Origin of the sequence: Spiroplasma endosymbiont of Monopis laevigella (assembly GCF_964019975.1) — a bacterium.
GTDB classification, from domain to species: Bacteria; Bacillota_I; Bacilli_A; order Mycoplasmatales; family VBWQ01; genus Spiroplasma_E; species Spiroplasma_E ixodetis_A.
On sequence record NZ_OZ026473.1, the window covers coordinates 729692 to 753151 of the forward strand.

The following is a 23460-nucleotide window of genomic DNA, read 5'->3' on the forward strand; positions in this document are numbered from 1 at the left end:
AATAATTTAAGAAACCTTAAATAATATTATATTATATTATTGATAGTTTAATTATACGTTAATTTTTTTAATTCCTTAAGATTAACAATCCAACTAATACTGCATTTATTTATTTTAAATATGAATATTTCATTATTTGCTAGTAAAAAGTTAAAAAACAATTTATCTCTAATTATTTTGATATTGATTTTCTAAATAATTTTTTTTATTTACACCAGTTTTTTTTAAAGACCAAAACCCTTTTATTTATTTTAAATATTAATATTTCATTATTTGCTAGTAAAAAGTTAAAAAACAATTTATCTCTAATTATTTTGATATTGATTTTCTAAATAATTGTTTTTATTTACACCAGTTTTTTTTAAAGACCAAAACCCTTTTATTTATTTTATTAATAAAAAAAACTTTAAAAGCAAAAAACTAATATAAATATAAAAATATCTTATCATAATTTTACTAAAATCAAAAATGATCAAAGAATTAAAAAAATATTAAAACATTTAATAGTGTTTATTTTTATTTATAAAATAAACACTATTAATTTGATTATTATTCATAAAAAATAAAAATAAAGTTAATTAAAAATAATTTTTATTGTATTTTATTTTAAAAACTTTAGAATTTAGTTACTTCTTATTATATATCTAAGAAGGCATTGGGGAAAAATTAATAACACAACTAAAAACTTTACTTATAAACAGTAATTTTTTGGATATGATTTTGAAATACTTATAAATTTTTGTAGTAAAACTAATTCAAAAAAATTAATACTACTACTTTTGAGGATCTTGTTAAAAGAATATGATCCTTTTTAAAATATATACTTACTGTTATTAATAACAAATTAACATTATATTAAATAAAACTTTTGTAATTAAAAAGGAGTAAAAATGATAAATTTAAAAAAAATAAAATTAACAAAAAACAATAATCGCTTTGGTGGAAAAACAAAGAAATGAAAAAATAATAAAGGAGAATGAGAATATAAAACTGAAATTAGAAATAAATCTAATGAACTTGATTCAGTTATTTATGAATCGTATATGACAATTTATGACAAAAACAAAAATGATTTTAAATGTTGAACTAAAAGAATTGCCTTTCCAAATAGTCAAATTATTTTTGAAATATTTTTAATTAAAAATAATAAATTATATAAACACGTTAAAAAATATGAAAACATTGACAAATTATCAGATGACCTAAACAATAATAAACTTTTAGATTCCTCTCCTATCAAAGTTAAAGGAGGCGAAAAATCAGATCCAAAATATTATTATTTTTTAGAAAACGCTACTATAAATTCTATTAATAATATAGATATGTTTATAAAAAATATTACCTCATTTAATCAAGAATTAAGTATTAATATTAATTATGATAATTTATTAAATTTATATCAGTATTTAACAAATATGCAAAAAATTATTGATAATCCTACTTCGTCTAGCAATATTTCAATAAATGCCAAAATTAAAAAAACATTACCTAATTTATTGTTAGGATTACTACTAGTTTATATTGCATTTACTGGAAAAAATGCACAAAGAATAATTTCTACATATATTTTTGATGAGCAAGAATATACATCAGAAGATTATTTTTATGGAATATTTCAAAATAAACAAAACTATTTCACAACATTCATTGATACTATTTTAACGACATTTTTTACCTCAGCAATTGCTGATTGATCAAGAAATACAATTTTAAATATAATCCAAAGTCAAAAAAGTAATCCAATAAATGATTTTAAAATTAAAAAAATTCCTATTGAACCATTTGAAAAATATAAACATGAATTTTTAACCCTTTTATATGAAGAAAATGAAGTAAAATTAAAAAATAATATGTCACGAATAAAACGTATTAATAATTTAATAAAAAAAATTAATAATATTCCAAACTCTACAGATTTTGAATATCATCCAAATTTTAAAAAAGAAATTGAAAAAATTAGTGACTTTAATTGTTTAAAGAAGCCTATTGATAATAGTATAATAAAAGAATTAACATCTTCGGCAAACAAAGTGATTGATAATTTAAATAAATTAAAAAAAACTGATTTAGATACTTTAGAATGAAAAGAAAGAATAAATTATTCATTATTTGATTTATTTTTAGAATCAGTAACATGAATAATGGCACATTCTATAATGACAGGTGCAATAGCAAATGCTATACAAGAAAACTTTAAAATAAGTGATTGAATTAAATATTTTACTAAACCAAATATTATATTAGCAAATACAATCACTTATTTTTCTATACGACCAGTTAATTATATATTTAAATGAGGATTAGAAACATTAAAAATTAAAACTAATATTTGTCCTCAAATAATTTCAAACTGAATTACAAAACAATCAAATTGTGGAAAATTTTCAATGGCAATTTTGTCATTTTTTTTCAATGCTGTTTTTACTAATATTACTAAAACAACAACACTACTTACTAAATATGAAGTTACAAAATCTCATGATCTACTTGAATTAAAATTAAAAAAATGAGAAACATGATTATTTTTTTTCTTAGCAACAGGTTCTCAAATGATTTCTCTTTCTATTTCAAATTTTTATAAAATATTTAGTTTTGAAACTTTAATAAAAAAAAATAGATATTTTCATAAACCAAACATAAGTTTACTAGAAGAAAAATTAATAGAATTAGAAAATAATAGTAATATTCCAATTTTTAATAAATCAGAAGTAATAAAAATGCAAGATAGTATAAATGAAGTAAATAAGGCTTATAAAGTAATATATTCAAATACAAAAAAAATCAAGACAAAGATAATAAATAGCACTGATTATGATTCAGATCAATTTCCATTATCAAACAAAAAAATGATTTTATTTGCTTAATTCATAATATAACTTAAAAATATATTTTTTTTAAAAAATATTTATACTAATTTATGGATATTTTTAAAAAAAAGAAAAAAATAATCCAAAATTTAACATTAGAAAAGAGGATCTTTTTATTATGGATAAAGATAAGGAAATTGAAAAGTTAAGAAAACAAGATGCAGAAAATAAAAAACAATTTGATGAAGAAAGATTAAAAAAAAGAATTGAAGAAGCTGAAAAAGAAAGAAAAAGAATTGCAGAAGAAAAAAAACAATATAAAAAAGATAAAAATTTATAGACATAATACATTTTTATTATACTTACAATATAAAAAATATTTTTTTATAAAATTAATATATTATTAAAATTAAAAAAAATATTAAGTATAATAAATTTATGAAATATTTAGGCATTGATTTAGGTAGTAAAACATTAGGACTTGCTCGTGGTGAAGGAAAAATTGCTTTTTCTTGAAAAAATATTCGTTTCCCAGAGCATGATTTTAATAATGCTATTATCCAACTCCAAAATGTTATTAAAGAATATGATGCTGATATTCTTGTTTTTGGTTACCCTTTAAACATGGATAGCACAGTCGGCCCCAGCGCAAAAATTGTTTTAAATTTTATTGATAAATTTAAATTAACACAAAATAATGATAAACTAAATATTGTTTTACAAGATGAAAGAAGAACTACCTATTCTTCGCAGCAAATATTAATTAAATCTAATGTTTCTTCAAATAAAAGAAAACAAGTTAAAGATCAATTGGCTGCTGCTATTATTTTACAATCATACTTTGATAAAATAACTCAATCTTAAATTTTAGGAGATAAATGTGAAATATAAAAAAATTAATTTAATCGCTATCGCTGGCGGCAGTGCTTCAGGAAAAACAACAGTAGCAGAAAAGATTGCTGAAGCTTGTAATAAAAAAAATGTCATGAGGCTTTTTAATAATCTGTGTATCTTTGTTTTACAAAGTTACTAATTTAGATTAATTATGTCTTCAAATTTTATCATAAAATGAGCAATTGCTGTATTTCAATTTTGAATAGGCAATGTTCATTTTTTTGTTATATTTTCAATTGCCAAGTAAAATATTTTGAAAACTGCCATATCATTAGGAAAAACTTTTTTATTTCTGATGATTTTTCGTAATTGACTATTAACAGATTCAATAGCATTTGTAGTATAAATCACTCTTTTGATTTCTACTGGATAACTAATAAAAACCATTAAATTATCTCAATTTTTATATCAAGATTTAGTAATTTGAGGATATTGTTTATTTCATTTACTTTCAAACGATTCTAAAGCTTGCATTGCTTGTTCTTCACTACATGCACTATAAATTGGTTTTAAATCTGCAACTAGACCTTTTCGATGTTTGTATGAAACATATTTTAAACTATTTCTAATTTGATGAACAATGCATAATTGATGTTCTGTTTTAGGATAAACTGATTGTATTGCTTCTGACATGCCTGTTAAATTATCACTACAAGCAATAAGAATATCATTTAAGCCACGATTTTTCATTTCTGTGAAATTAGATAATCAAAACTTAGAACCTTCATTTTCACTAATTCATAATCCTAAAACATCTTTTTTGCCTTCTAAATCAACTCCTAATGCTATATAAACTGATTTGTTAATAATCCGTTTATCTTGTCGTACTTTAACTACTATACAATCAAAATAAACAATAGGATAAATACTTTCTAATGGTCGATTTTGTCATGCTTTAACATCATCAATAACATCATCAGTAATTTGACTAATAACACTTTCACTAATATCAGCACCATGATATAACTCTTGCAACTGCATTCTAATGTCAGATAATGTCATTCCTTTTGCATACAAGGAAAGAACTTGTTGATCAAAACCATCAAATCTTCTTTGCCTTTTAGGAACTATTACAGGAGTAAAATTACTATTGCGATCTCTTGGTACATCAATTTCAATTTTACCTTGTTGAGTTATTAATTTTTTTGAACTTGTACCATTACGAGCATTTTCAGTAGTACTATGTTGATTTTTTTCATATCCTAAATAATTTTGCATTTCAGAATTCAACATTTTTTCAACTAATCTTTTTGTTAATTCTTTATATAAACCGCCAGGTTTAAAAACTGTTGTTAAATCTTCAGTATTTTCTAGTAATAAATCTACTGCTTTTGATATTGGATCATTATTATTAAAGTTATCTTTTTTAGCCATCTGTAACTCACTCTTTTTAGTCATTTAATTATATTTACTAGAATTAATTAAACATAGTTATTTTTGTAAGTTACACAGATTACTAAACATTTCCAATGTCATTTTTGTACAAATGGATAATTATTATTATGACCTTAGTAATTTAAAAGTTGAAGAAAGAAAAAAAACTAATTTTGATCACCCTAATGCTATTGATATGAAATTATTAATTCATGATTTAGAACAATTATTACTCGGCAATGCTATTGAAGAGCCTATTTATGATTTTAAAATCAATAGTCGCAGTAAAAACACTGAGATTATTGGTCCGGGTGACGTTATCATTCTGGATGGTATTTTTGCTTTAGAAAATCCTATTATTCGTGAATTATCTACTATCAAAATTTTTGTTGATACTGATAGTGATACTAGACTACTAAGAAGAATTAAACGAGATGTTAGTTTTAGAAATCGTACTCTTGACAGTGTTTTACAACAATATGCATTAACTGTTAAACCTATGCATGATGCTTTTGTTGAGCCAACTAAACGTTATGCTGATATTATTATTCCTTTTGATTTTCATAATACTGTAGCTATTGATATTATTGCTACTAAAATTAAAACAATTATTAAATAATTGCTTTAAGCTTTAATTTTTCAATTGTTTTTTATTGTTTTTTAAGTTAACAAGAAGATTATCAACTTAAATAATCAATTTTGTCTTCATTTAGAAGAGATAAAATATTAAATTTTTGTATTTGCATTACTTGCTCATAAACACTATTTTTTATTTCATATTTTTTTTCTATACTATCAATATTTAAAACTTCAATTACTGTATTTCCATTTTCATGTGTTACTAAACCAAGTTCATTATTTAAATTAAATAATGTTTGAACATTAATTGATAAATCTAATACATAATTTACTTTATTACTATCTAAATCACTATAATATAATTTTGCTTTTTTACTTGCTAAATTTAAACTATAAAAATATATTTTACTATTTATTTCTGTTATTCACATTGTATCGTTAATGTTAAAAAAATCATCTCCAATTATTGGTTTGGCTTCAGATTGACCTTTTTTTATAATTAACACACTATAACTTATAGGTTTATTTATAGATCTATAAATAGCAAGATAAATATTTTCATTTTTATCAATAAATATAGAATTAACTATTAGATTGTTTGGTAAATTTATTTTTTCAGTAATTTCAGTATTAATATTATATTTATAAAAGCCATCAAAAGTTGATACATAAATATTATTTTTCAAATAAATAATATCAGTTACCATACCTGAAACTAATGGCATAGTTTTAGATTGATTTTTATTATTAAGAATTAGTACTCCACCAGCAGAAGTTAAATAAATATTACCTTTAATATCAATTATCATGCGAAAAGAACCTACTTTGAATTCTTTATTTTCTCAATAAATTTCATTATCTCTGGTACTGATATTATATTTTCAAATTTTTTGTCCAGGTGTATGAAGATCAGAACTATCAAAAGTTGTATAATACAAATTACCATTGTCATCCTGTGTTTGTTTTACATTTTTTGTTGATATTATATTTTTATAATTAAAGTTAGTATCTTGATAATTATCATATATTTTTTTCATTATATTATCCCCTTCATTCTTTTTTTAAAATAGTTATTTTTATTATTTCTTCTTTTAAGTACATATCAATAATTCTAGTAACTAAAATGAACAAACAATATCATATGCTTACTAGAACTTACTATAAAAGAAAAATAATTAGTAGTATTTTTTATTATCCATTATATTTTTATATTTCACATTATCTAGGTTAAACCTTGTTTACTTTAAAAATTAAAGTATCGGTCAAAAAATTCTATAAATTTTATAAAAATAATTATATTTATTTATTTTCTATAAGTCAAATTTTAATAAAAATACAAATATAAATAATCAATAATAGTCATCAATATTTCTTCAATCAATTGTTGCAATTTGACATTAATGTAGCAAAAATGATAAAATAACACGTTGGAGTGGTTAAATATGAAAAGAAAACTAAATTATAAAAAAATATTAATTGCAACTGGTGTATTAGCTGTCGTTGCTACAAAAAGCACAAAATCAGAACCAAAAAAAGAATCAAGTTCTATCATTACTAAGTTAGAAGTTGACGGTAACAAATTTAATACCGAAAAAACAGTTCTTGATGAAATCATTAAACAAAACAAAGATGTAACTGCTAATGATGTTGAAATTAAAAACTTCAAAGCAGCATCAGAAGGAACTGCTGATTCAGCAGAACTACATGCTAAAGCCGACAGTAAATATACAGGAAAAGTTAACATTACAATTACAAAAATTGATACTGAAGAAGAAAAATTAGAAAAAATTATTAAAAAAATAAAAACAGCCGCTTATAAAGAAAGATATGGCAAGGAATATGTTGAGGCATATAAGAAATATTTTGCATTTCTTCAAAAATCTATCGAAGCAAAATTTAAAATAGATCCTTGAATTATAGATGTAAAACCTACAGAAATAAATAAAGAAGAAATTTTTACAAAATTAGAAAATTATATTAAACAAATTAGAATATCACATTATAAAATTGGATTAATGGAACAAGGAATTTATTTTCATTTTAAACCAGAACAAATGATAATTACTGATAATCAAGAATTAAAACTTAATAATTTGTGAGTATTTTTACATAATTATGATGAAAACAAACATTTACCAAATTCTTTTTTTAATATAAATACAACTATTAAATACCAAGTAAAATAAATTTAAAATATACTAAAAATAACCAAATATTTGGTTATTTTTTATTAATATAACAAATCAATAAATATAAAATTGATAATACTAATTAATTAGTATTTGCATTAGTACTTTCTTTTAATAATTGTTGATCTCCTGTTTTTGAACTATTAATTATTGGTTTAATAAATGATTCAAAAACCAGATTAGGATTTGTAAATAATTGATCTTGATTATTTAATTCAAAAATAGATTTTTCTAATATTTCATTTTTTTGATGTGCTGGTACTTTAATTATATCTTCAATAAAAATATCAATTATAGCATTTTGTGTTTCTTCATTAATTTCTTTATCAGACAACTGATTTTTAAGTTTCAATCTATCATTAATTAAAAAATCAGCACTTTCCTCTCTTGGAAATAAAATACTTTCTTGAAAACTATTATTACTTGAATTAACTTCAAATGAAGGCGTCACTACTTTTGTAGTTTCTTCCTCATTCCTTTTTGTTGGTGTTTGATTAGTAACATTTGAAAAATATTGATAATGTCGAGCTTGATAGTATAACTTCACCTCATTATTAGCAATTACATTATTATCTGGTTCAAATCTTTCCCTACTTGCAACATCAAAATCTTCATTAATTCTAATAATATTACAATTTAAAATATTACAAATTGCTTCAATTTCAACAGAACCTGTTATTTCGCCATTTTTTCTCATTTGTTCTAAAGTTTTTCTTATTTGTGTATCTTCACTATTGTTAGGATACAATTCTTTATTTTTTTTATTGATTTCACTTTCTAATAACATTGATCTAAAGTTAGCTTTATTATCTGGCCGTTTTGTATCTAAATTTGTTTCAATATAATCACAAATACGATTACGAAAGACTTTAACTCATTTTTCATTTTCTTTATCAGTAAAATTAAAATCAGCAAAATTAAAAATTCGTTCTCAACCGATTTCTATACCAAAAAGTGATTTATATCTTTTTTTAAATTGGTTTTTATTGGTTTTAACTTGTTCTAAATATGAAACAATTACTGCTCATAATAAACAATTGCCATCTCTTTGTACATCTTTAATTGCCATGGTAATGTGTGCTCCTTTAAAAGAAAAATAGTTACTTTAAAATAAAATAATAAACTAAAATTTTAAATAAATATATTGGGATTTTAATGCTCGTTGCTTTGCAATTCATCGCAAAATTGGTAATAAATATTACTACTTATAATATAACAAAAAAACAAAAAAATAATAGCAAATCATTATTAAAATATTATATATAAATATTTTATAATTTAATTTTATTTAATAAAAAATATATTATAATACTTTCCTAACAAATAAAATTAACCTATAAATAAAATATAAGGAGATTTTTAAAAATGAAAATTCAGAAACTTAAAAAAATAAATTTAATAACACTATCACTATTGATTTTAACTATTTTGGTTATATTTACATCTTTAACCCTAATAGATTTTTTTAACATAAAAAATGATATAAAATATATTCCTTCTTTCTATAATTATTATCGAAAACAAGAAATAATAACAAAAGAAAATGGTTTTAATTTAATAAAAGAACGTGGTTTAATTTATATGTTAACTAATAATAAATTATATTTTTGTAAACATTACCTCTTCCAAAATATTGTTGAAAACTATAATCTTAAATCATTAGTACAACTAAAAATTGGAATTGTTTTTGCTATAATTTTAAGTCCAATTTTATTATTTATAAATATATTACTAATTTTTTTAAATATTTATTTAAAAATAAAAAAAGTAGATAATAACTTTTGAGATGCTATTGAAAATTGTGAAATTATTAATAATTATTATGTTCATTAATTTTTTATTTATTATTAGAAATTAAAGTAAGAAATTTAAAAACTATTGATTATATTTATTATTTAATATAGTAAGCATAGATAAAATTATATGCTTACTATAAATTTTTAATTACTCTTGATAAAATTAACTGAATATTATCATTATAAATTTCTACCTTTCCTTCCATTAAAATTACTTTATTAACTTGTAAATATTCTTGGTATATTTGATATAACTTTTCAAAAATCGTTACTTCAATAACATTACTATCATTTTGCATTTCAAAGAAAGCCATTAATTTTTTAGTTTTAGTTTTAATTACTCTAATATTATTGATAACTCCATATACTCTAACATGTTGATCAACATAATTATTAATATATGCTAAATCAATAGCTTTATTATGAGGATCTAATTGTTCTTTTCATAGTAATTTAGGATTATATTTTAAATAAAGTCCTAATGCACGATGTTCATTAATACTATTATTATTTCAATCATCTTCTCTTTGTAACATAATTGGTTTAGCAATTAAATTAAAATTTAATGATAATTCGCCACTAGTTTCATCTTTTACCTGCACCATATTGGCATATTCTAATGCAGCATCCAAGTTTAATAATAACATTGTTCGATTTGATTGAATATCATCTAAAGCACCAGCGGCAATTAAATGTTCAATGTTTTTACGATTCAAACCAATAAATATTGCTCGAGCACAAAAATTAAAAAAATCTTGAAAAAATCCATTACTAGTACGTTCTTTAATAAGATTACTACAACTACCTTGACTCATTTGCTTAATTGCTTGTAAACTATAACGAATAGCTTTTTTAGCATCATCAATTAAAAAATCAATGCCAGAAAATTGAATTGATGGTGGTAAAACTTTAATTTGATATTTTTGACATTCATTCAAATATTGTAACATTTTTTGATCATTACCAATAACACTACTTAATAACGATACCATAAATGCCAATGGATAATTTGCTTTTAAATAAACTAAATAATAACTAATTAATGAATAAGCAACAGCATGAGATCGATTAAATCCATAACTAGCAAATTTTTCAATATCTTCTCATATTTTCTTAACAACTCTTGATGAATAACCTCTATTAACAGCACTTTTAATAAATGAGTTTGCTTGTTCTTTCATAACTGTAGTATCTTTTTTACTAATTGCACGACGAATTAAATCAGCTTTTCCTAATGAATAACCAGCAACTTTCTGTAAAATTAATAATATTTGTTCTTGATAAATAATAATGCCATAAGTTGATGCTAAATAAGGTTTTAAATCTTCATGAATATACGTAACTTTTTGTTTTCCTAATTTACGATTAATATAATCTTGAATGTACTCTTGTGGTCCAGGACGAAATAAAGAAGAACTAGCAATAATATCTTCTAAGCTATCAACTTTCATTTTAATTAAAATTTGACGCATTCCTGAAGATTCCAATTGAAAAATACCGGTTGTATCACCATTTTTAATAATGCTAAAACTTTTTTCATCATTTAAAGGAATTTGAGATAATTTTAAATTTAAAAAATAATGTTTACTTACTTGTTGTAAAATATTTTGCAAAATAGTTAAATTACGTAATCCTAAAATATCCATTTTTATCAAACCAAGAGCTTCTAGGGTTTGCATTGGAAATTGCGTTTGATAAATACCTTGAAATCCTAATTGTAATGGAATAGCAGTAACTAATGGTGCACTTGTAATAACGATTCCTGCTGCATGAGTACTAGTTTGTCGTGGAAAACCAAGAATTTCTTTGGTTAAAGTAAACAATAAAGGATACTTATTTGCATATCATGCTAATTTTGGTGATTGTTTAATAGCCATATCTATTTCAAAATTATATTGAATTGGTATTAATTTTGTCATTTCATTAATATCTTCAATATTAACTTGAAAAACTCTTCCCAAATCACGAATTGCCATTTTACTAGCAATTGTTTGAAAAGTAACAATATATGCAACATGTTCTTTGCCATATTTTTGATGAATATATTTAATAACTTCATCTCTTCTTGTATCTTCAAAATCGATATCAATGTCTGGTAATGATATTCGTTCTGGATTTAAAAATCTTTCAAAAATTAAATTATAAGCAATAGGATCAACACCAGTAATTCCTAAAACATATGCCACTAAACTACCAGCAACACTTCCTCTACCTGGTCCAACCATTATATTCTTGCTTTTTGCAAATTTAACATAATCATTAACAATTAAAAAATAATCAGCAAAACCCATTTCATTAATTACTTGTAATTCATATAAAACTCTTTTAACGTATGTTTCAGGAATTTCACGACTTTGAAAATGCGCTTCTAATCCCTGCTTACATAATTCTTGCAAATATAAATTACTAGTAAGATTATTAGGGCAAGTAAATTTTGGTAAACTTAATTCTGCACTATTTGGCTTATTTTTAGGAAATTTTAAATTACATAATCAAATAACCTTTTCAATGTTTTCAATAATTTCATTTGGATAATGTTGCATTAAATCTTGTTTAGTTTTATATAAAAACTCATTACTTTTTGATAAATCTTCTGATTTTAATGTTTTTTGTTCTTTAATAGCTTGTAAAATTTGATAAATACGATGTTGTTTTTCATCTAAATATAAAACCAAATCAATTGGAATAATATTAGATGTAATCGATTTTAATAAAGTAATATTATCCATATCAATAGGTACTAAACCAAAATAAACTAGTTCATGACCTGTTGAATTTAAAATATCATAATTATTTTTAATATATCTAATATTTTTGTTATTAGCATGAATAATAACTAAAACTTCACGTGTTTGATTAAGATATTTTTTTACATCATTAGTAGTAACAATATTATTATTAGTACTAATAATAGTAGAAAGTTCTATTAATCTTTGATAACCAGCATATGAAGTTGCCATAATAGTTAATTCAACTTTATCACTAGCACTTTCTCAAACGCAATTTAAACCAATTAATGGTTTAATTTCATTCTCTATACATAAATTACAAAATTCATAAGCACCATACATTATATTTTTATCTACTAAAGATAGAACTTTTAAATTATTTTTTTTAGCAAATTCAATATAATCACTTATTTTAATAGTTGATGAAAGAAATGAATAATTAGAACGAACATTTAAATTAACTATATATTTCATACTATCCCCTACAATTCTTGAATGACTTATATTACAAGTTAATTTTAACATCATTTTATCTTGCTAGGTTATTCTTAAGTTATTGTTTTCAATACAAAACTATTTAAAACACTTAAAATAAACTTTTTTAGAAATAAAATTTATATTTTTATTTTATTTCTAAAATTTATATTAAAAAAGAAAAAATAAACATTATTTTTTTCAATAATTAATAATAAATAACTTGGAAAAATTATAATATATTTTTTGCATATTAAAACCAATAATATGATAAAATCTGCATAAACTTAATATAAGTTTTCAACTTATTACTTCATTTTAAAGTAAGTGAGTTTGTTATTTTTAATCAAATAAGGAGAAAAAAATGGACATTCAAAATATTAATTTAATAAAAGCTGCTAAAAGTGGTGATCTACAAGTAATTAAAAAAATAATTAAAAATGGTGGCAATGTTAATTATATATGCGATGATATAACCGCTTTAATATGAGCAGCGCAAAATGGTCATTTAGATGTAGTTAATATCTTAATAGATAATGATGTTAATATTTATCATGTAGTTAAAAATAGACCTGATCCTTGAATATTAAATAATATTAATGGACAAATAATTATAGCCAAATATTTAAAAACAAATGGTTATTATAAATACTAGATACTATTGAAAATGGTGATACAGCTTTAACAATAGCTGCTAAAACAAACACCCAAAAATAGTTGAAAGATTAGCCTATGAAATTTATGAACAAGAAATAAAGCAACGATATAAATTTGGATTACCTACTATTCTTAATGTTACAACCAATAAAAATAATTTTGAAGTTAAATCTCTTCAAGAATTAGCAAATTAAGTACAAAAAATAACAACCAATATTGATTTTAGAGAACCAAATCCATATCAAAAATTACAAATAAATTTAAAACTTGCTCAATTAGAAATTGATAACAAAAAAATAAATGAAATCAATAAAAGAATTGAAAAAACAAAATTATTAGTAAATGAAATAAATGCAATCGATTTACAAAATCAAGCTTCAACAAGTAAGAGGCTTTTTAATAATCTGTGTATCTTTGTTTTACAAAGTTACTAATTTAGATTAATTCTGTCTTCAAATTTTATCATAAAATGAGCAATTGCTGTATTTCAATTTTGAATAGGCAATGTTCATTTTTTTGTTATATTTTCAATTGCCAAGTAAAATATTTTGAAAACTGCCATATCATTAGGAAAAACTTTTTTATTTCTGATGATTTTTCGTAATTGACTATTAACAGATTCAATGAGGCTTTTTAATAATCTGTGTATCTTTGTTTTACAAAGTTACTAATTTAGATTAATTCTGTCTTCAAATTTTATCATAAAATGAGCAATTGCTGTATTTCAATTTTGAATAGGCAATGTTCATTTTTTTGTTATATTTTCAATTGCCAAGTAAAATATTTTGAAAACTGCCATATCATTAGGAAAAACTTTTTTATTTCTGATGATTTTTCGTAATTGACTATTAACAGATTCAATAGCATTTGTAGTATAAATCACTCTTTTGATTTCTACTGGATAACTAATAAAAACCATTAAATTATCTCAATTTTTATATCAAGATTTAGTAATTTGAGGATATTGTTTATTTCATTTACTTTCAAACGATTCTAAAGCTTGCATTGCTTGTTCTTCACTACATGCACTATAAATTGGTTTTAAATCTGCAACTAGACCTTTTCGATGTTTGTATGAAACATATTTTTGGAATGGCAACCCTTTTTAGGACTATTTTTTGGTAGACATTTGTTTTTGATAACTAATTGGAGTTAGGTAGTTTAGAGTGCTGTGAATTCTTATGTTGTTATATCAATTGATGTAATCAAATAATTCTAATTTTAATTGGATTAATGATGTAAAATTTTTATCATTAATAAATTCAATTTTGAAAGTTTTAAAAGTTGCTTCAGCAAGAGCATTGTCATAAGGACATCCTTTTTTGCTTAAAGATCGAGTTATGTTGAAAGCTAATAAAAGTTTATCAATAGTTTTATTATTGAATTCATTACCGCGATCAGTATGAAATATTTCAATATCTTTTAAACAGTGATTTGATTGCATAAATGCTTGATATACTAATGATGCATCTTTTTTAACTCCAACACTATGTCCAATAATTTCGCGGTTAAATAGGTCGATTAATAGGCAAATATAGTTTCATTTACCATTAACTTGAACATAAGTTAAATCACTAACAATAACTTCATTTTTAATTCTATTATTAAAGTTTCTATTAACAAGATTGGTTATTTGACTATCATTGACTTTATTATGATAATTTTTGAATGATAATTTAGTGTATTTTGATATTAAATTATGCTTATTCATAATTTCTTTAATTTTTCTGCGTGATAAATAAATTTCTTGGTTTGCTAGTATGACTTTTAATCTTCTAGTACCATAAACTTCTTTATTTTCTTTAAAAGCACTAATAACAGCTTGTTCATAAATATTATTTTGAATTTTATTTTTTTTCTTTAAATTAAAATAATATGTTGATTTAGAGAGTTTTAAAAAATGACACATTGTGCGAATTTTATATTTAGATTTATTATTTGCAATAATCTCTACTTTCTGCCTATTATTAGTGCTGCTTGCTTTAAAATATCAATTTCCATTCGTAACTGTTTTAATTCTTTATTTGCTTGAATTAATTGTTTTTCTAAATCTGAAAGATTATCTTTAGTTTTAAAACTACCTGAATTAGTAAATTGCTTAATTCAATTGTAAGTAGCTGCTCTTGTAACATTGTATTCTTTAACAAGGCAAGATACTGATTTGCCACTTTGATATAAAGCTACTATTTGTTTTTTAAATTCATCTGAATATGAGTTAATAGTGACCATAATTATAATTCCTTTCTTTTAACTAATTTGTTCACTTGTCTATGTAATTAGTGTCCAATAAAGTGTAACCCATCCATACTTTTATAATATATTGTGTGTTTTTATTGGTATTATTTTTTTAAGAAAAATAAAAAAATATTTTTATAATATAGTTTATTAAAATACAATTCTATTTTTATGTTTAAAAATAATTTGTTTAAAATATAAAAAATATGCTACAATGTATAGGCTTAATTTAATGAAAATAAGCAACACATTTGTGAATTCATTGCCTAGTGCTTTTTAATTAAAAAGTGGCCAATGTTAGAAATAAATGGAAGAAAAACAAATTAGAAGGAGACAATATGTCAGTTGTAACACGTGAACAACTCCTTGAAGCGGGAGTTCAGTTTGGTCACCAAACTAAAAGATGAGATCCAAAGATGCGTAAATATATTTTTGGTCAAAGAAATGGTATTCATATTATTGATTTACAAAAATCAATGCGTAAATTAGATGAAGCTTGTCACTTTGTTAAAGAAACTAGTGAAAATGGTGGTAAAGTTTTATTTGTAGGTACAAAAAAACAAGCCAAAGAAGCTGTGCAAGAACTTGCAATTAGTTGTAATTCACCTTATGTAACAGAACGTTGATTAGGTGGTAATTTAACTAATTTTAAAACTATTAAATCAAGTATTAAAAAGTTAATTGATATTGAAAATAAAGAAAAAAGTGGAGAAATTAAACTTTTAACAAAAAAAGAGCAAATGCTAGTAATTAAAGAAAAAGCGCGTTTAGAACGTAATCTTGGTGGTATTAGAAATATGTATAAATTACCAGAAGCTATTTTTGTTACTGATACTATTACTAATAAAATTGCTGTCGAAGAAGCAGTTAAACTTGGTATCAAAATTATTGCGATTTGTGATAGTAATTCAAATCCAGATAATATTGATTATATTATTCCTGGTAATGATGATGCTACAAAATCAATTACTTTAATTACAAAGAAAATTGCTGAAGCTATTAATGAAGGACAAAGTGTAAAACCAGTTATTGATAAAAAAGAAATAGTAGTAGAAGAAACTACTAGTCTTGATCAAAATAAAACTGCAAATGGAATTGAAAAAATAAAGAATAAAGGAGAATAGTTTATATGTCAGAAGTTAAAGTAGATGTTAAATTATTGAAAAAATTAAGAGATACAACCGATTTACCAATTACTGATTGTAAAGAAGCTTTGATGGAAAAAAATAATATTTTTGAAGCAGCACTTTCCCTATTAAAAATTAAAGGTTTAGCAAAAGCAGAGAAAAAAAGTATTAATAAAGCCACTGAAGGGGTTACTAAAGTTGTTATTAGTGGTAATAATGCAATTATTGCTGAATTAAATTGTCAAACTGAACAAGTTGCTGATTTAGAAGATTTTAATGATTTATTTACTAAGATTTTAGAAACAATTTTAAAACATCAACCTAAAACTATTGAAGAAGCTTTAATGTTAAAAGCTGATGGAAGTAGTGAAAGTTTAAATGATGAGATAAGATTTGCTATCGCTAAATTAGGTGAAAATATTGTTTTAAATCGTTTTCAATATTTAAGTAAAAATAGTGATGAAGTTTTTGGTTCATATGTCCATGGTGGTGGTAAATATAGTGGTTTAGTTATTATCAAAGGTGTTGATAAGGAAAGTGATATTCCAAATAATGTTGCTATGCAATTAGTATCAGCAGATGCTAAATATATTGATATTGATCACATACCCGCAACAGTTCGTGATAAAGAATTATCAATTATTAGTGAAAAAACAAAAGAAGAAGAAAAATTGAAAGCAAAAAAACGTCCTAATAATATTCTTGAAAATATTATAAGAGGTCGTTTTGAAAAAGTATTATCTGAATTAACTATTGTTGATCAACTTTATATTAAAGATAATACAATTAAGGTTAAAGAGTATTTAACTAAAAATCATGCTACAATTATAGCTATGATACGTTATCAATTAGGTGAAAAAATTGATAGTTCTGCCAAATAAACATTTAGGAGGTAAATAAAGTGAATTTTCAAATTATATATTATATTGCATTAGTAATGTTTATATTATTATTAGTTATTCTTGTTTGAGGATGATATAGTTTTAATAAACCAAAAACAACTATTAAATTTTTGAATTTAAAATTATTAGTAGCAACATTAATAGTTGGGGTAATTGGTTTAGTTATCTCAATTGTTCCAATTGGAATGCAAGTTTGAACATTTGAACCAGAATATATTAAATCTGATCCTGCTTTTTTAAGTTTATTAATAGTAGAGTATATATTTTTAGTTATCATGTTAGGATTAGCATATATTTTTAGTTTTGATTTTGGTATCGCAGTTGATGAACATAATATTTATTTCTTTGGACAAAGCGTTAATACTAGTAAAATTGTTGCATTGGAACAAAAGAAAAATGTTTTAAAAATTGTTTATGAACAGGGTATTAAAAAAATTAAAAAACGTTTAACAATTATTACTCCACAAGCACAACTTTTTGTTAAAGATCATTTAGCACAAAAAGTTATTGCTAACGTTGAATTAGAAACTGTCGCTGAAAGCGCAAATAATGATTCATTATCTAGTGATAACAGTAAATAAATAAGAAGCCACAAAGCAATCTGTGGCTTCTTATAATATTAAATTTAAGGAGGATGATCAAAAATGGAACAATTTAAATATAAACGAATATTATTAAAAATTAGTGGTGAAGCTTTAGGTGATGGTAGTAATGAATTATATAATAATGAAAGTATTGATAATGTTTGTCAACAAATTCAAACCCTAGTTAAGGCAAAAGTAGAAGTTGGTTTAGTAATTGGTGGTGGTAATATTTGACGTGGTGCTAAACAAGGAGAAAAGATTGGTTTAAAAAGAATTAATGCTGATTATATGGGAATGTTAGCAACTATTATGAATGCTTTGGTAATTGAATCAAAGTTAAAAGCTCTTAACGTAAAAGTTATTGTGCAAACATCATTAGATATTAATCAAGTTGCTGAACCTTTTTATTACAAAAAAGCTATTAGTAGTTTTGAAAAAGGCTATGTTTGTATTTTTGCTGGTGGTACTGGTTCACCGTACTTTACAACGGATACTGCAGCAGCACTTCGTGCTACTGAAATTAATGCGGATATATTATTAATGGCAAAAAATGGCGTTGATGGTGTTTATGATAAAGATCCAAATATTAACAAAAATGCTATTCGTTATTCACATTTATCATATCAAGATATTACTGATAAACAATTAAAAGTAATGGATTTAACTGCTTCAACAATGTGCATGGAAGCTAACTTGAAAATTATGGTATTTGATATTAAGGTTGAAAATAATATCATTAAAGCAGTACAAAATAAAGCAATTGCAACTATTATTAGCAATCAAAATTAACAAATTAAAGGAGAGAAGATAATATGAAACTATTAGATTTTATTTTATCTATTTTACAAAAAAGCAAAACATCAATCAGAATTTTATTTCCAGAAGGTGATAATGAAAAAGTACAGGCAGTAGCTTTAAAAATTATTAATGATAATTCACCTGTTAAAAATTTTATTACACCAGTTTTATTATTTAATAATGATAAAGAAATTCCTAGTAATATTAAAAATTCTAATATTAAAACATTATCTATTGAAGAAAATCAAGTAACAAATTTTACTAATCAATTATATGAATTAAGAAAAGCAAAGGGTTTAACTTTAGAAGCAGCTAATAAATTGGTATTAAGTCGTAATTACTATGGAATGATGTTATTAAATAATAAAGAAGTTAATGGTTTTGTTGGTGGTATTACTTTTACTACTGCTGATATTTTACGTCCGGCTTTACAAATTATTGGACCAAAAGCAGGTACTAAAACTGTTTCAAGTACATTTATTATGAATAAAAATGAAGAAATATTTTTATTTAGTGATGGTTCAATTAATTTAAATCCAACAGCTGAACAATTAGCAGATATTGCAAAATCTACAATTCACTTTGGCGAACTTTTAGAATTTAATCCAATTAAATTAGCAATGTTATCTTATTCTACTAATACTAGTGGTAGTGGTGAAAGTGTTGATAAAGTACGTAATGCTACTAACTTTGTTCAGCATTTAAAATTAAAGAATGTGCAAGTAGCAGGACCAATTCAATTTGATGCTGCTTGAGATCAAGAAGTGCGAAATAAAAAATTCCCAGAATTAACAATTAAAAATCATTGTAATGCATTTATTTTCCCAACTTTAGATGCTGCTAATATTGGTTATAAAATTGCCCAAAGATTAGGTGATTATAAAGCTATTGGTCCTATTGTTTTGGGTTTAAATCAGCCAGTTAATGATCTTTCTCGTGGTGCTACTATTGATGACATTTATTACACAGCATTGATCACTGCTATTCAAACATTAATTAAGAATTAATAAGGAGATAAAACAAATATGTCAGAACAAAATAAAATTTTAGTTATTAATGCTGGAAGTAGTTCTATTAAATTTCAACTTTTTAATGCTATTGATAATGATAAACAACCTCATTTTACTATTCTTTGTAAAGGTTTAGTTGAAAGGATAGCTATTAAAAATAGTAATTTTATTATTGAAATTGCTAATGGTGATAACTTTATTAAACATGAAGTAACGAAAGATATTGCCGATCATGTTATAGGAGCACAAACAGTTATTGATGCATTAATTGAGTATAAGGTCATTAATAATTTTGATGATATTAAACGAATTGGTCATCGTATGGTTCACGGTGGTCAAAAATTTAATAACTCAATTGTTATTGATGAGAAAGTCATTGCTGGTATCAAAGCATGTATTCCATTAGCACCATTACATAATCCACCAGCTTTAAAAGGATTATCATCTTTTCAAAAATTAGTTCCACATGCTAAACATGTGGCAGTATTTGATACTTCATTTCATAGTACTATTCCTGAAGAAAAATATCTTTACTCAGTTCCATATGATTGATATAAAACATATGAGGTAAGAAGATATGGTTTTCATGGTACTAGTTATCGTTATATTTTAGATAAATTAACTAATATTTTAAATAAACCAAAAGATAAGATTAATGCTATTATTTGTCATTTAGGTAATGGTGCTAGTATTTGTGCTATTAAAAATGGTAAAAGTTTTAATACTAGCATGGGATTAACACCATTAGATGGTTTAATTATGGGTTCTAGAAGTGGTATCATTGACCCTTCTATTCATGGTTATATGTGTAATGTTAAAGCAGAAGCAACTATTGAAACTATTACTAATGATTTAAATAAAAGTTCAGGTTTATTAGGAATTAGTGGACATTCTTCTGATTTACGTGATGTTCTTGCAAGTAGTAATGATAAAAACCATAAATATCATTTACAATCACAATTAGCAATAAAAATGTTTGTTCAAAGAATTGCTAATTATATTGTTCAATATGGTAATGATTTAGATAGTAATATTGATGCATTAGTATTTACAGCAGGTATTGGTGAAAATTCTGCAATTATTCGTCAATTAGTTATTGAGGAAATTAAAGTGTTTACTTTAAAATTAGTAACTAATAAAAATAATGATAAGTATAATGATTACTTAGAAATTAGTGATAAACAATCAGAAGTTCCTATTTTTAAAATTAGAACAAATGAAGAATTAATGATTTGTCAAGATACATATAATTTATTAAAAAATATTTAAAAAATGAAAAAAATATATTAAGGTTTTTTGTTTTGATATATAATGTTTAAATTAAGTGAAAATACTTAATAATTATCAAATTTTAATTAAAAATAAATACTTTAAAGATTCAAGGAGAAAAAAGTATGACATATAAAGACATTAAAGAAAAAAAATTTTTAAAATTTTTGAAAAAGATGAAATTGAAAATTTTGATAAAAGCATGATAAATAAAATAAATAATTATGACAAAAAAAATAAACAAACTAATAAGCCGTTCTTAAATAATAATTGAGATACTTGTCGTGGCTTATTAGAAATTAATAAATATCATCATGATCATGATGGAAGTAGTCCATCAGCAATGGCAATTTCAGTTTCTTAAAATTATTGTTATATTCATTTACTGAACAAAGAAAGAGTTGTAACTATTAAATAAAAAGTGATAAAATAATGTATATATTTGTATTTGTGATTACACAATAAAAGAAATTGAAAAAAAGTAATAAGTAAGAGAGGATTTTAGCATGGAAAGAAAACAAAAGATAGTTGTTATAGGTGTTAATCATGCCGGAACAACAGCATTAAAGGCAATTATGAGGTCTAATCCAAATAGTGAAGTAGTAGCATATGATCGTAATGATAATATTTCATTTTTAGGATGTGGAATTGCTCTTTGAGTTGGTAAAGAATTTACTGATCCAAAAGGATTATTTTATGCCACAATTGAAAAGTTAAGAGCATTAGGTGTTAAAATTAAAGAAAAACATGAAATGATTAAATATGATAGTAAAGCAAAAACTGTTACTATTAAAAATTTAGATACTAATGAAGTATTTATTGAAAGTTATGATAAGTTAGTATTAGGAATTGGTTCATGACCAATCTTAAATCCAGGTGGTAAAGAAATGCCTGGTTTAATTGCTCATAAAGATGGTGCGATTGTTAAAGATACTTTAAATGGTGTTAAATTAACAAATGGCATTCATTTATCAAAACTATACCAACATGCTCAAGAAATTATTTCTGATTTGAGTAAACCGGAAGTAAAAAAAGTAGTAGTAATTGGTGCAGGTTATATTGGTATTGAATTAGTAGAAGCTTTTTATAAAGATAAAAAAGAAGTTACTTTAATTGATTTTGAAAATCGTATTATGCCTCGTTATTATGATGAAGAATTTACAAATGATGTTGAAGCAGATATGAAAAAAGTAGGAGTAAAATTACAATTAGGAGAAACTTTACAAGAATTTATTATTAAAGATGATAAAGTGAGTGAAGTAAAAACTAATAAAGGAACATATAAAGCTGATTTAGTAATTATGGCTGTTGGTTTCTTACCAAATACTGCTATCTTGAAAGATGAGAATGGTAAAGTTCAACTTAACTTAGATCCTCGTGGTGCAATTGAAGTTAATGAATATTTTCAAACTTCAGATCCTAATGTTTATGCAATTGGTGATTGTATTAATATTCGTTCAAATGCTTGAAATAAAAATGTTAATATTGCCTTAGCAACTAATGCTGTACGTAGTGGTTTAATTGCTGGATTAAATGTTGCAAAAACAGATCCTAAAACAAGAATCGCCTTTCCTGGTGTTCAAGGAACAAATGCAATTGCTGTTTTTGGTTGAAAGTTATGTGCTACTGGTTTATCAGAAGTTTCTGCAAAAGCAATTTTAGGTTCTAATAATGTAGAAGCATATTTTTATCAAGATACAGTGTTTCCACCTTTTATGAGTGAAAATCATGAAGTAAAAATTAAAATTATATGAGAAAAGAGTTCTCGTCGTATTGTTGGAGCTGAAATTGGTTCAACTCATGATCATACAGAAACAATTGCAATGTTTTCATTAGCAATATTGAAAAAGGTTACTATTGATGAAATTCCATTAATTGATATGTATTTTTTACCACACTTTAATAAGCCTTATAACTTTGTTACTGCGGCAGCACTTTTAGCAACAGGAATTTTAACAAAAGAAGATGTTACATATCCAGATCCATATTTAAAAGGTAAGAAAAAATAGATTGCCTTATCAAATTAATTTTGAGAG

The 23460-nt window shown here is 23.5% G+C and carries 20 protein-coding genes and 2 pseudogenes; 15 read left to right on the top strand and 7 right to left on the bottom strand.

Annotated features, from left to right (window positions below):
- Nucleotides 1–890 precede the first annotated feature (890 nt).
- The 4 genes from AACK94_RS04050 (at nucleotide 891) to AACK94_RS04065 (ending at nucleotide 3840) form a co-directional block, all read left to right on the top strand.
- The gene (locus AACK94_RS04050) at nucleotides 891–2864 is read left to right on the top strand and encodes a hypothetical protein (RefSeq protein WP_338975228.1); all 1974 of its coding nucleotides are present in this window, start codon (nucleotides 891–893) and stop codon (nucleotides 2862–2864) included.
- Between the two features lie 121 nt (nucleotides 2865–2985).
- Nucleotides 2986–3147, top strand: a complete 162-nt coding sequence (locus tag AACK94_RS04055; RefSeq protein WP_338975229.1) for a hypothetical protein — start codon at nucleotides 2986–2988, stop codon at nucleotides 3145–3147.
- Nucleotides 3148–3245: 98 nt separating this feature from the next.
- Nucleotides 3246–3671, top strand: coding sequence for a Holliday junction resolvase RuvX (gene ruvX / locus AACK94_RS04060; protein WP_338975230.1), 426 nt, complete (start codon nucleotides 3246–3248; stop codon nucleotides 3669–3671).
- A 16-nt stretch (nucleotides 3672–3687) separates the two neighbouring features.
- Nucleotides 3688–3840: a hypothetical protein gene (locus tag AACK94_RS04065; protein WP_338975231.1), complete on the top strand. Its 153-nt coding sequence runs from the start codon at nucleotides 3688–3690 to the stop codon at nucleotides 3838–3840.
- On the opposite strand, the gene AACK94_RS04070 is transcribed toward AACK94_RS04065, so the two are convergent.
- The gene (locus AACK94_RS04070) at nucleotides 3837–5075 is read right to left on the bottom strand and encodes an IS256 family transposase (RefSeq protein WP_338976332.1); all 1239 of its coding nucleotides are present in this window, start codon (nucleotides 5073–5075) and stop codon (nucleotides 3837–3839) included. The two genes, AACK94_RS04065 and AACK94_RS04070, sit on opposite strands and share 4 nt — an antisense overlap.
- 79 nt (nucleotides 5076–5154) lie before the next feature.
- Between AACK94_RS04070 and udk the strand changes: the two genes are divergently transcribed.
- A complete protein-coding gene (udk, locus tag AACK94_RS04075; protein ID WP_338976333.1) occupies nucleotides 5155–5694 on the top strand; it encodes a uridine kinase in 540 nt (179 codons plus the stop codon).
- 58 nt (nucleotides 5695–5752) lie between these two features.
- Here the strand turns inward: udk and AACK94_RS04080 are convergent, their stop codons facing one another.
- Entirely contained in the window at nucleotides 5753–6691 is a 939-nt protein-coding gene (locus AACK94_RS04080; RefSeq protein WP_338975232.1) for a hypothetical protein, read from the bottom strand.
- Nucleotides 6692–7096: 405 nt separating this feature from the next.
- Here AACK94_RS04080 and AACK94_RS04085 point away from each other — a divergent pair, with 405 nt between their 5' ends.
- Complete coding sequence (locus AACK94_RS04085) at nucleotides 7097–7840, top strand: hypothetical protein (protein ID WP_338975233.1); 744 nt, start codon at nucleotides 7097–7099, stop codon at nucleotides 7838–7840.
- An 85-nt stretch (nucleotides 7841–7925) separates the two neighbouring features.
- Here AACK94_RS04085 and AACK94_RS04090 read toward each other — a convergent pair whose 3' ends face one another.
- Together AACK94_RS04090 and AACK94_RS04095 are read right to left on the bottom strand one after the other, a co-directional pair.
- Nucleotides 7926–8912 (bottom strand): OTU domain-containing protein, encoded by a 987-nt coding sequence (locus AACK94_RS04090; protein WP_338975234.1) that lies wholly within the window; start codon nucleotides 8910–8912, stop codon nucleotides 7926–7928.
- 861 nt (nucleotides 8913–9773) lie between these two features.
- Nucleotides 9774–12842 (bottom strand): DNA polymerase III subunit alpha, encoded by a 3069-nt coding sequence (locus tag AACK94_RS04095; RefSeq protein ID WP_338975235.1) that lies wholly within the window; start codon nucleotides 12840–12842, stop codon nucleotides 9774–9776.
- Nucleotides 12843–13206: 364 nt separating this feature from the next.
- On the opposite strand from AACK94_RS04095, the gene AACK94_RS04100 reads away from it, so the two are divergent.
- Complete coding sequence (locus AACK94_RS04100; RefSeq protein WP_338975236.1) at nucleotides 13207–13497, top strand: ankyrin repeat domain-containing protein; 291 nt, start codon at nucleotides 13207–13209, stop codon at nucleotides 13495–13497.
- Nucleotides 13498–13929: 432 nt separating this feature from the next.
- On the opposite strand, the pseudogene AACK94_RS04105 reads toward AACK94_RS04100, so the two are convergent.
- The 3 genes and pseudogenes from AACK94_RS04105 to AACK94_RS04115 all read right to left on the bottom strand — a co-directional run.
- Nucleotides 13930–14124 (bottom strand): annotated as a pseudogene (locus AACK94_RS04105) (IS256 family transposase); the annotation flags it as partial.
- A gap of 42 nt (nucleotides 14125–14166) precedes the next feature.
- A pseudogene (locus AACK94_RS04110) lies at nucleotides 14167–14586 on the bottom strand (transposase); the annotation flags it as partial.
- A 24-nt stretch (nucleotides 14587–14610) separates the two neighbouring features.
- Nucleotides 14611–15728 (bottom strand): IS3 family transposase gene (locus tag AACK94_RS04115; protein ID WP_338975238.1). Its coding sequence is split into 2 segments (ribosomal slippage): nucleotides 14611–15458 and nucleotides 15458–15728, totalling 1119 coding nucleotides; the frame shifts between segments, so codons are not numbered across the junction.
- A 344-nt stretch (nucleotides 15729–16072) separates the two neighbouring features.
- Between AACK94_RS04115 and rpsB the strand changes: the two genes are divergently transcribed.
- From rpsB to AACK94_RS04155, 8 genes are all read left to right on the top strand, one after another.
- Nucleotides 16073–16858, top strand: coding sequence for a 30S ribosomal protein S2 (rpsB, locus tag AACK94_RS04120; protein WP_338975239.1), 786 nt, complete (start codon nucleotides 16073–16075; stop codon nucleotides 16856–16858).
- A 5-nt stretch (nucleotides 16859–16863) separates the two neighbouring features.
- The gene (gene tsf, locus AACK94_RS04125) at nucleotides 16864–17742 is read left to right on the top strand and encodes a translation elongation factor Ts (RefSeq protein ID WP_338975240.1); all 879 of its coding nucleotides are present in this window, start codon (nucleotides 16864–16866) and stop codon (nucleotides 17740–17742) included.
- Between the two features lie 20 nt (nucleotides 17743–17762).
- Nucleotides 17763–18344: a hypothetical protein gene (locus AACK94_RS04130; RefSeq protein WP_281749272.1), complete on the top strand. Its 582-nt coding sequence runs from the start codon at nucleotides 17763–17765 to the stop codon at nucleotides 18342–18344.
- Nucleotides 18345–18407: 63 nt separating this feature from the next.
- The gene (pyrH, locus tag AACK94_RS04135) at nucleotides 18408–19136 is read left to right on the top strand and encodes a UMP kinase (RefSeq protein WP_338975241.1); all 729 of its coding nucleotides are present in this window, start codon (nucleotides 18408–18410) and stop codon (nucleotides 19134–19136) included.
- A gap of 23 nt (nucleotides 19137–19159) precedes the next feature.
- Nucleotides 19160–20152 (top strand): phosphate acetyltransferase, encoded by a 993-nt coding sequence (pta, locus tag AACK94_RS04140; protein ID WP_338975242.1) that lies wholly within the window; start codon nucleotides 19160–19162, stop codon nucleotides 20150–20152.
- 18 nt (nucleotides 20153–20170) lie between these two features.
- On the top strand, nucleotides 20171–21424 hold the full coding sequence (locus AACK94_RS04145) for an acetate kinase (protein ID WP_338975243.1): 1254 nt from the start codon (nucleotides 20171–20173) through the stop codon (nucleotides 21422–21424).
- A 202-nt stretch (nucleotides 21425–21626) separates the two neighbouring features.
- Entirely contained in the window at nucleotides 21627–21788 is a 162-nt protein-coding gene (locus AACK94_RS04150) for a hypothetical protein (RefSeq protein ID WP_338975244.1), read from the top strand.
- 142 nt (nucleotides 21789–21930) lie between these two features.
- A complete protein-coding gene (locus tag AACK94_RS04155) occupies nucleotides 21931–23433 on the top strand; it encodes an FAD-dependent oxidoreductase (protein WP_338975245.1) in 1503 nt (500 codons plus the stop codon).
- Nucleotides 23434–23460: the final 27 nt, after the last annotated feature.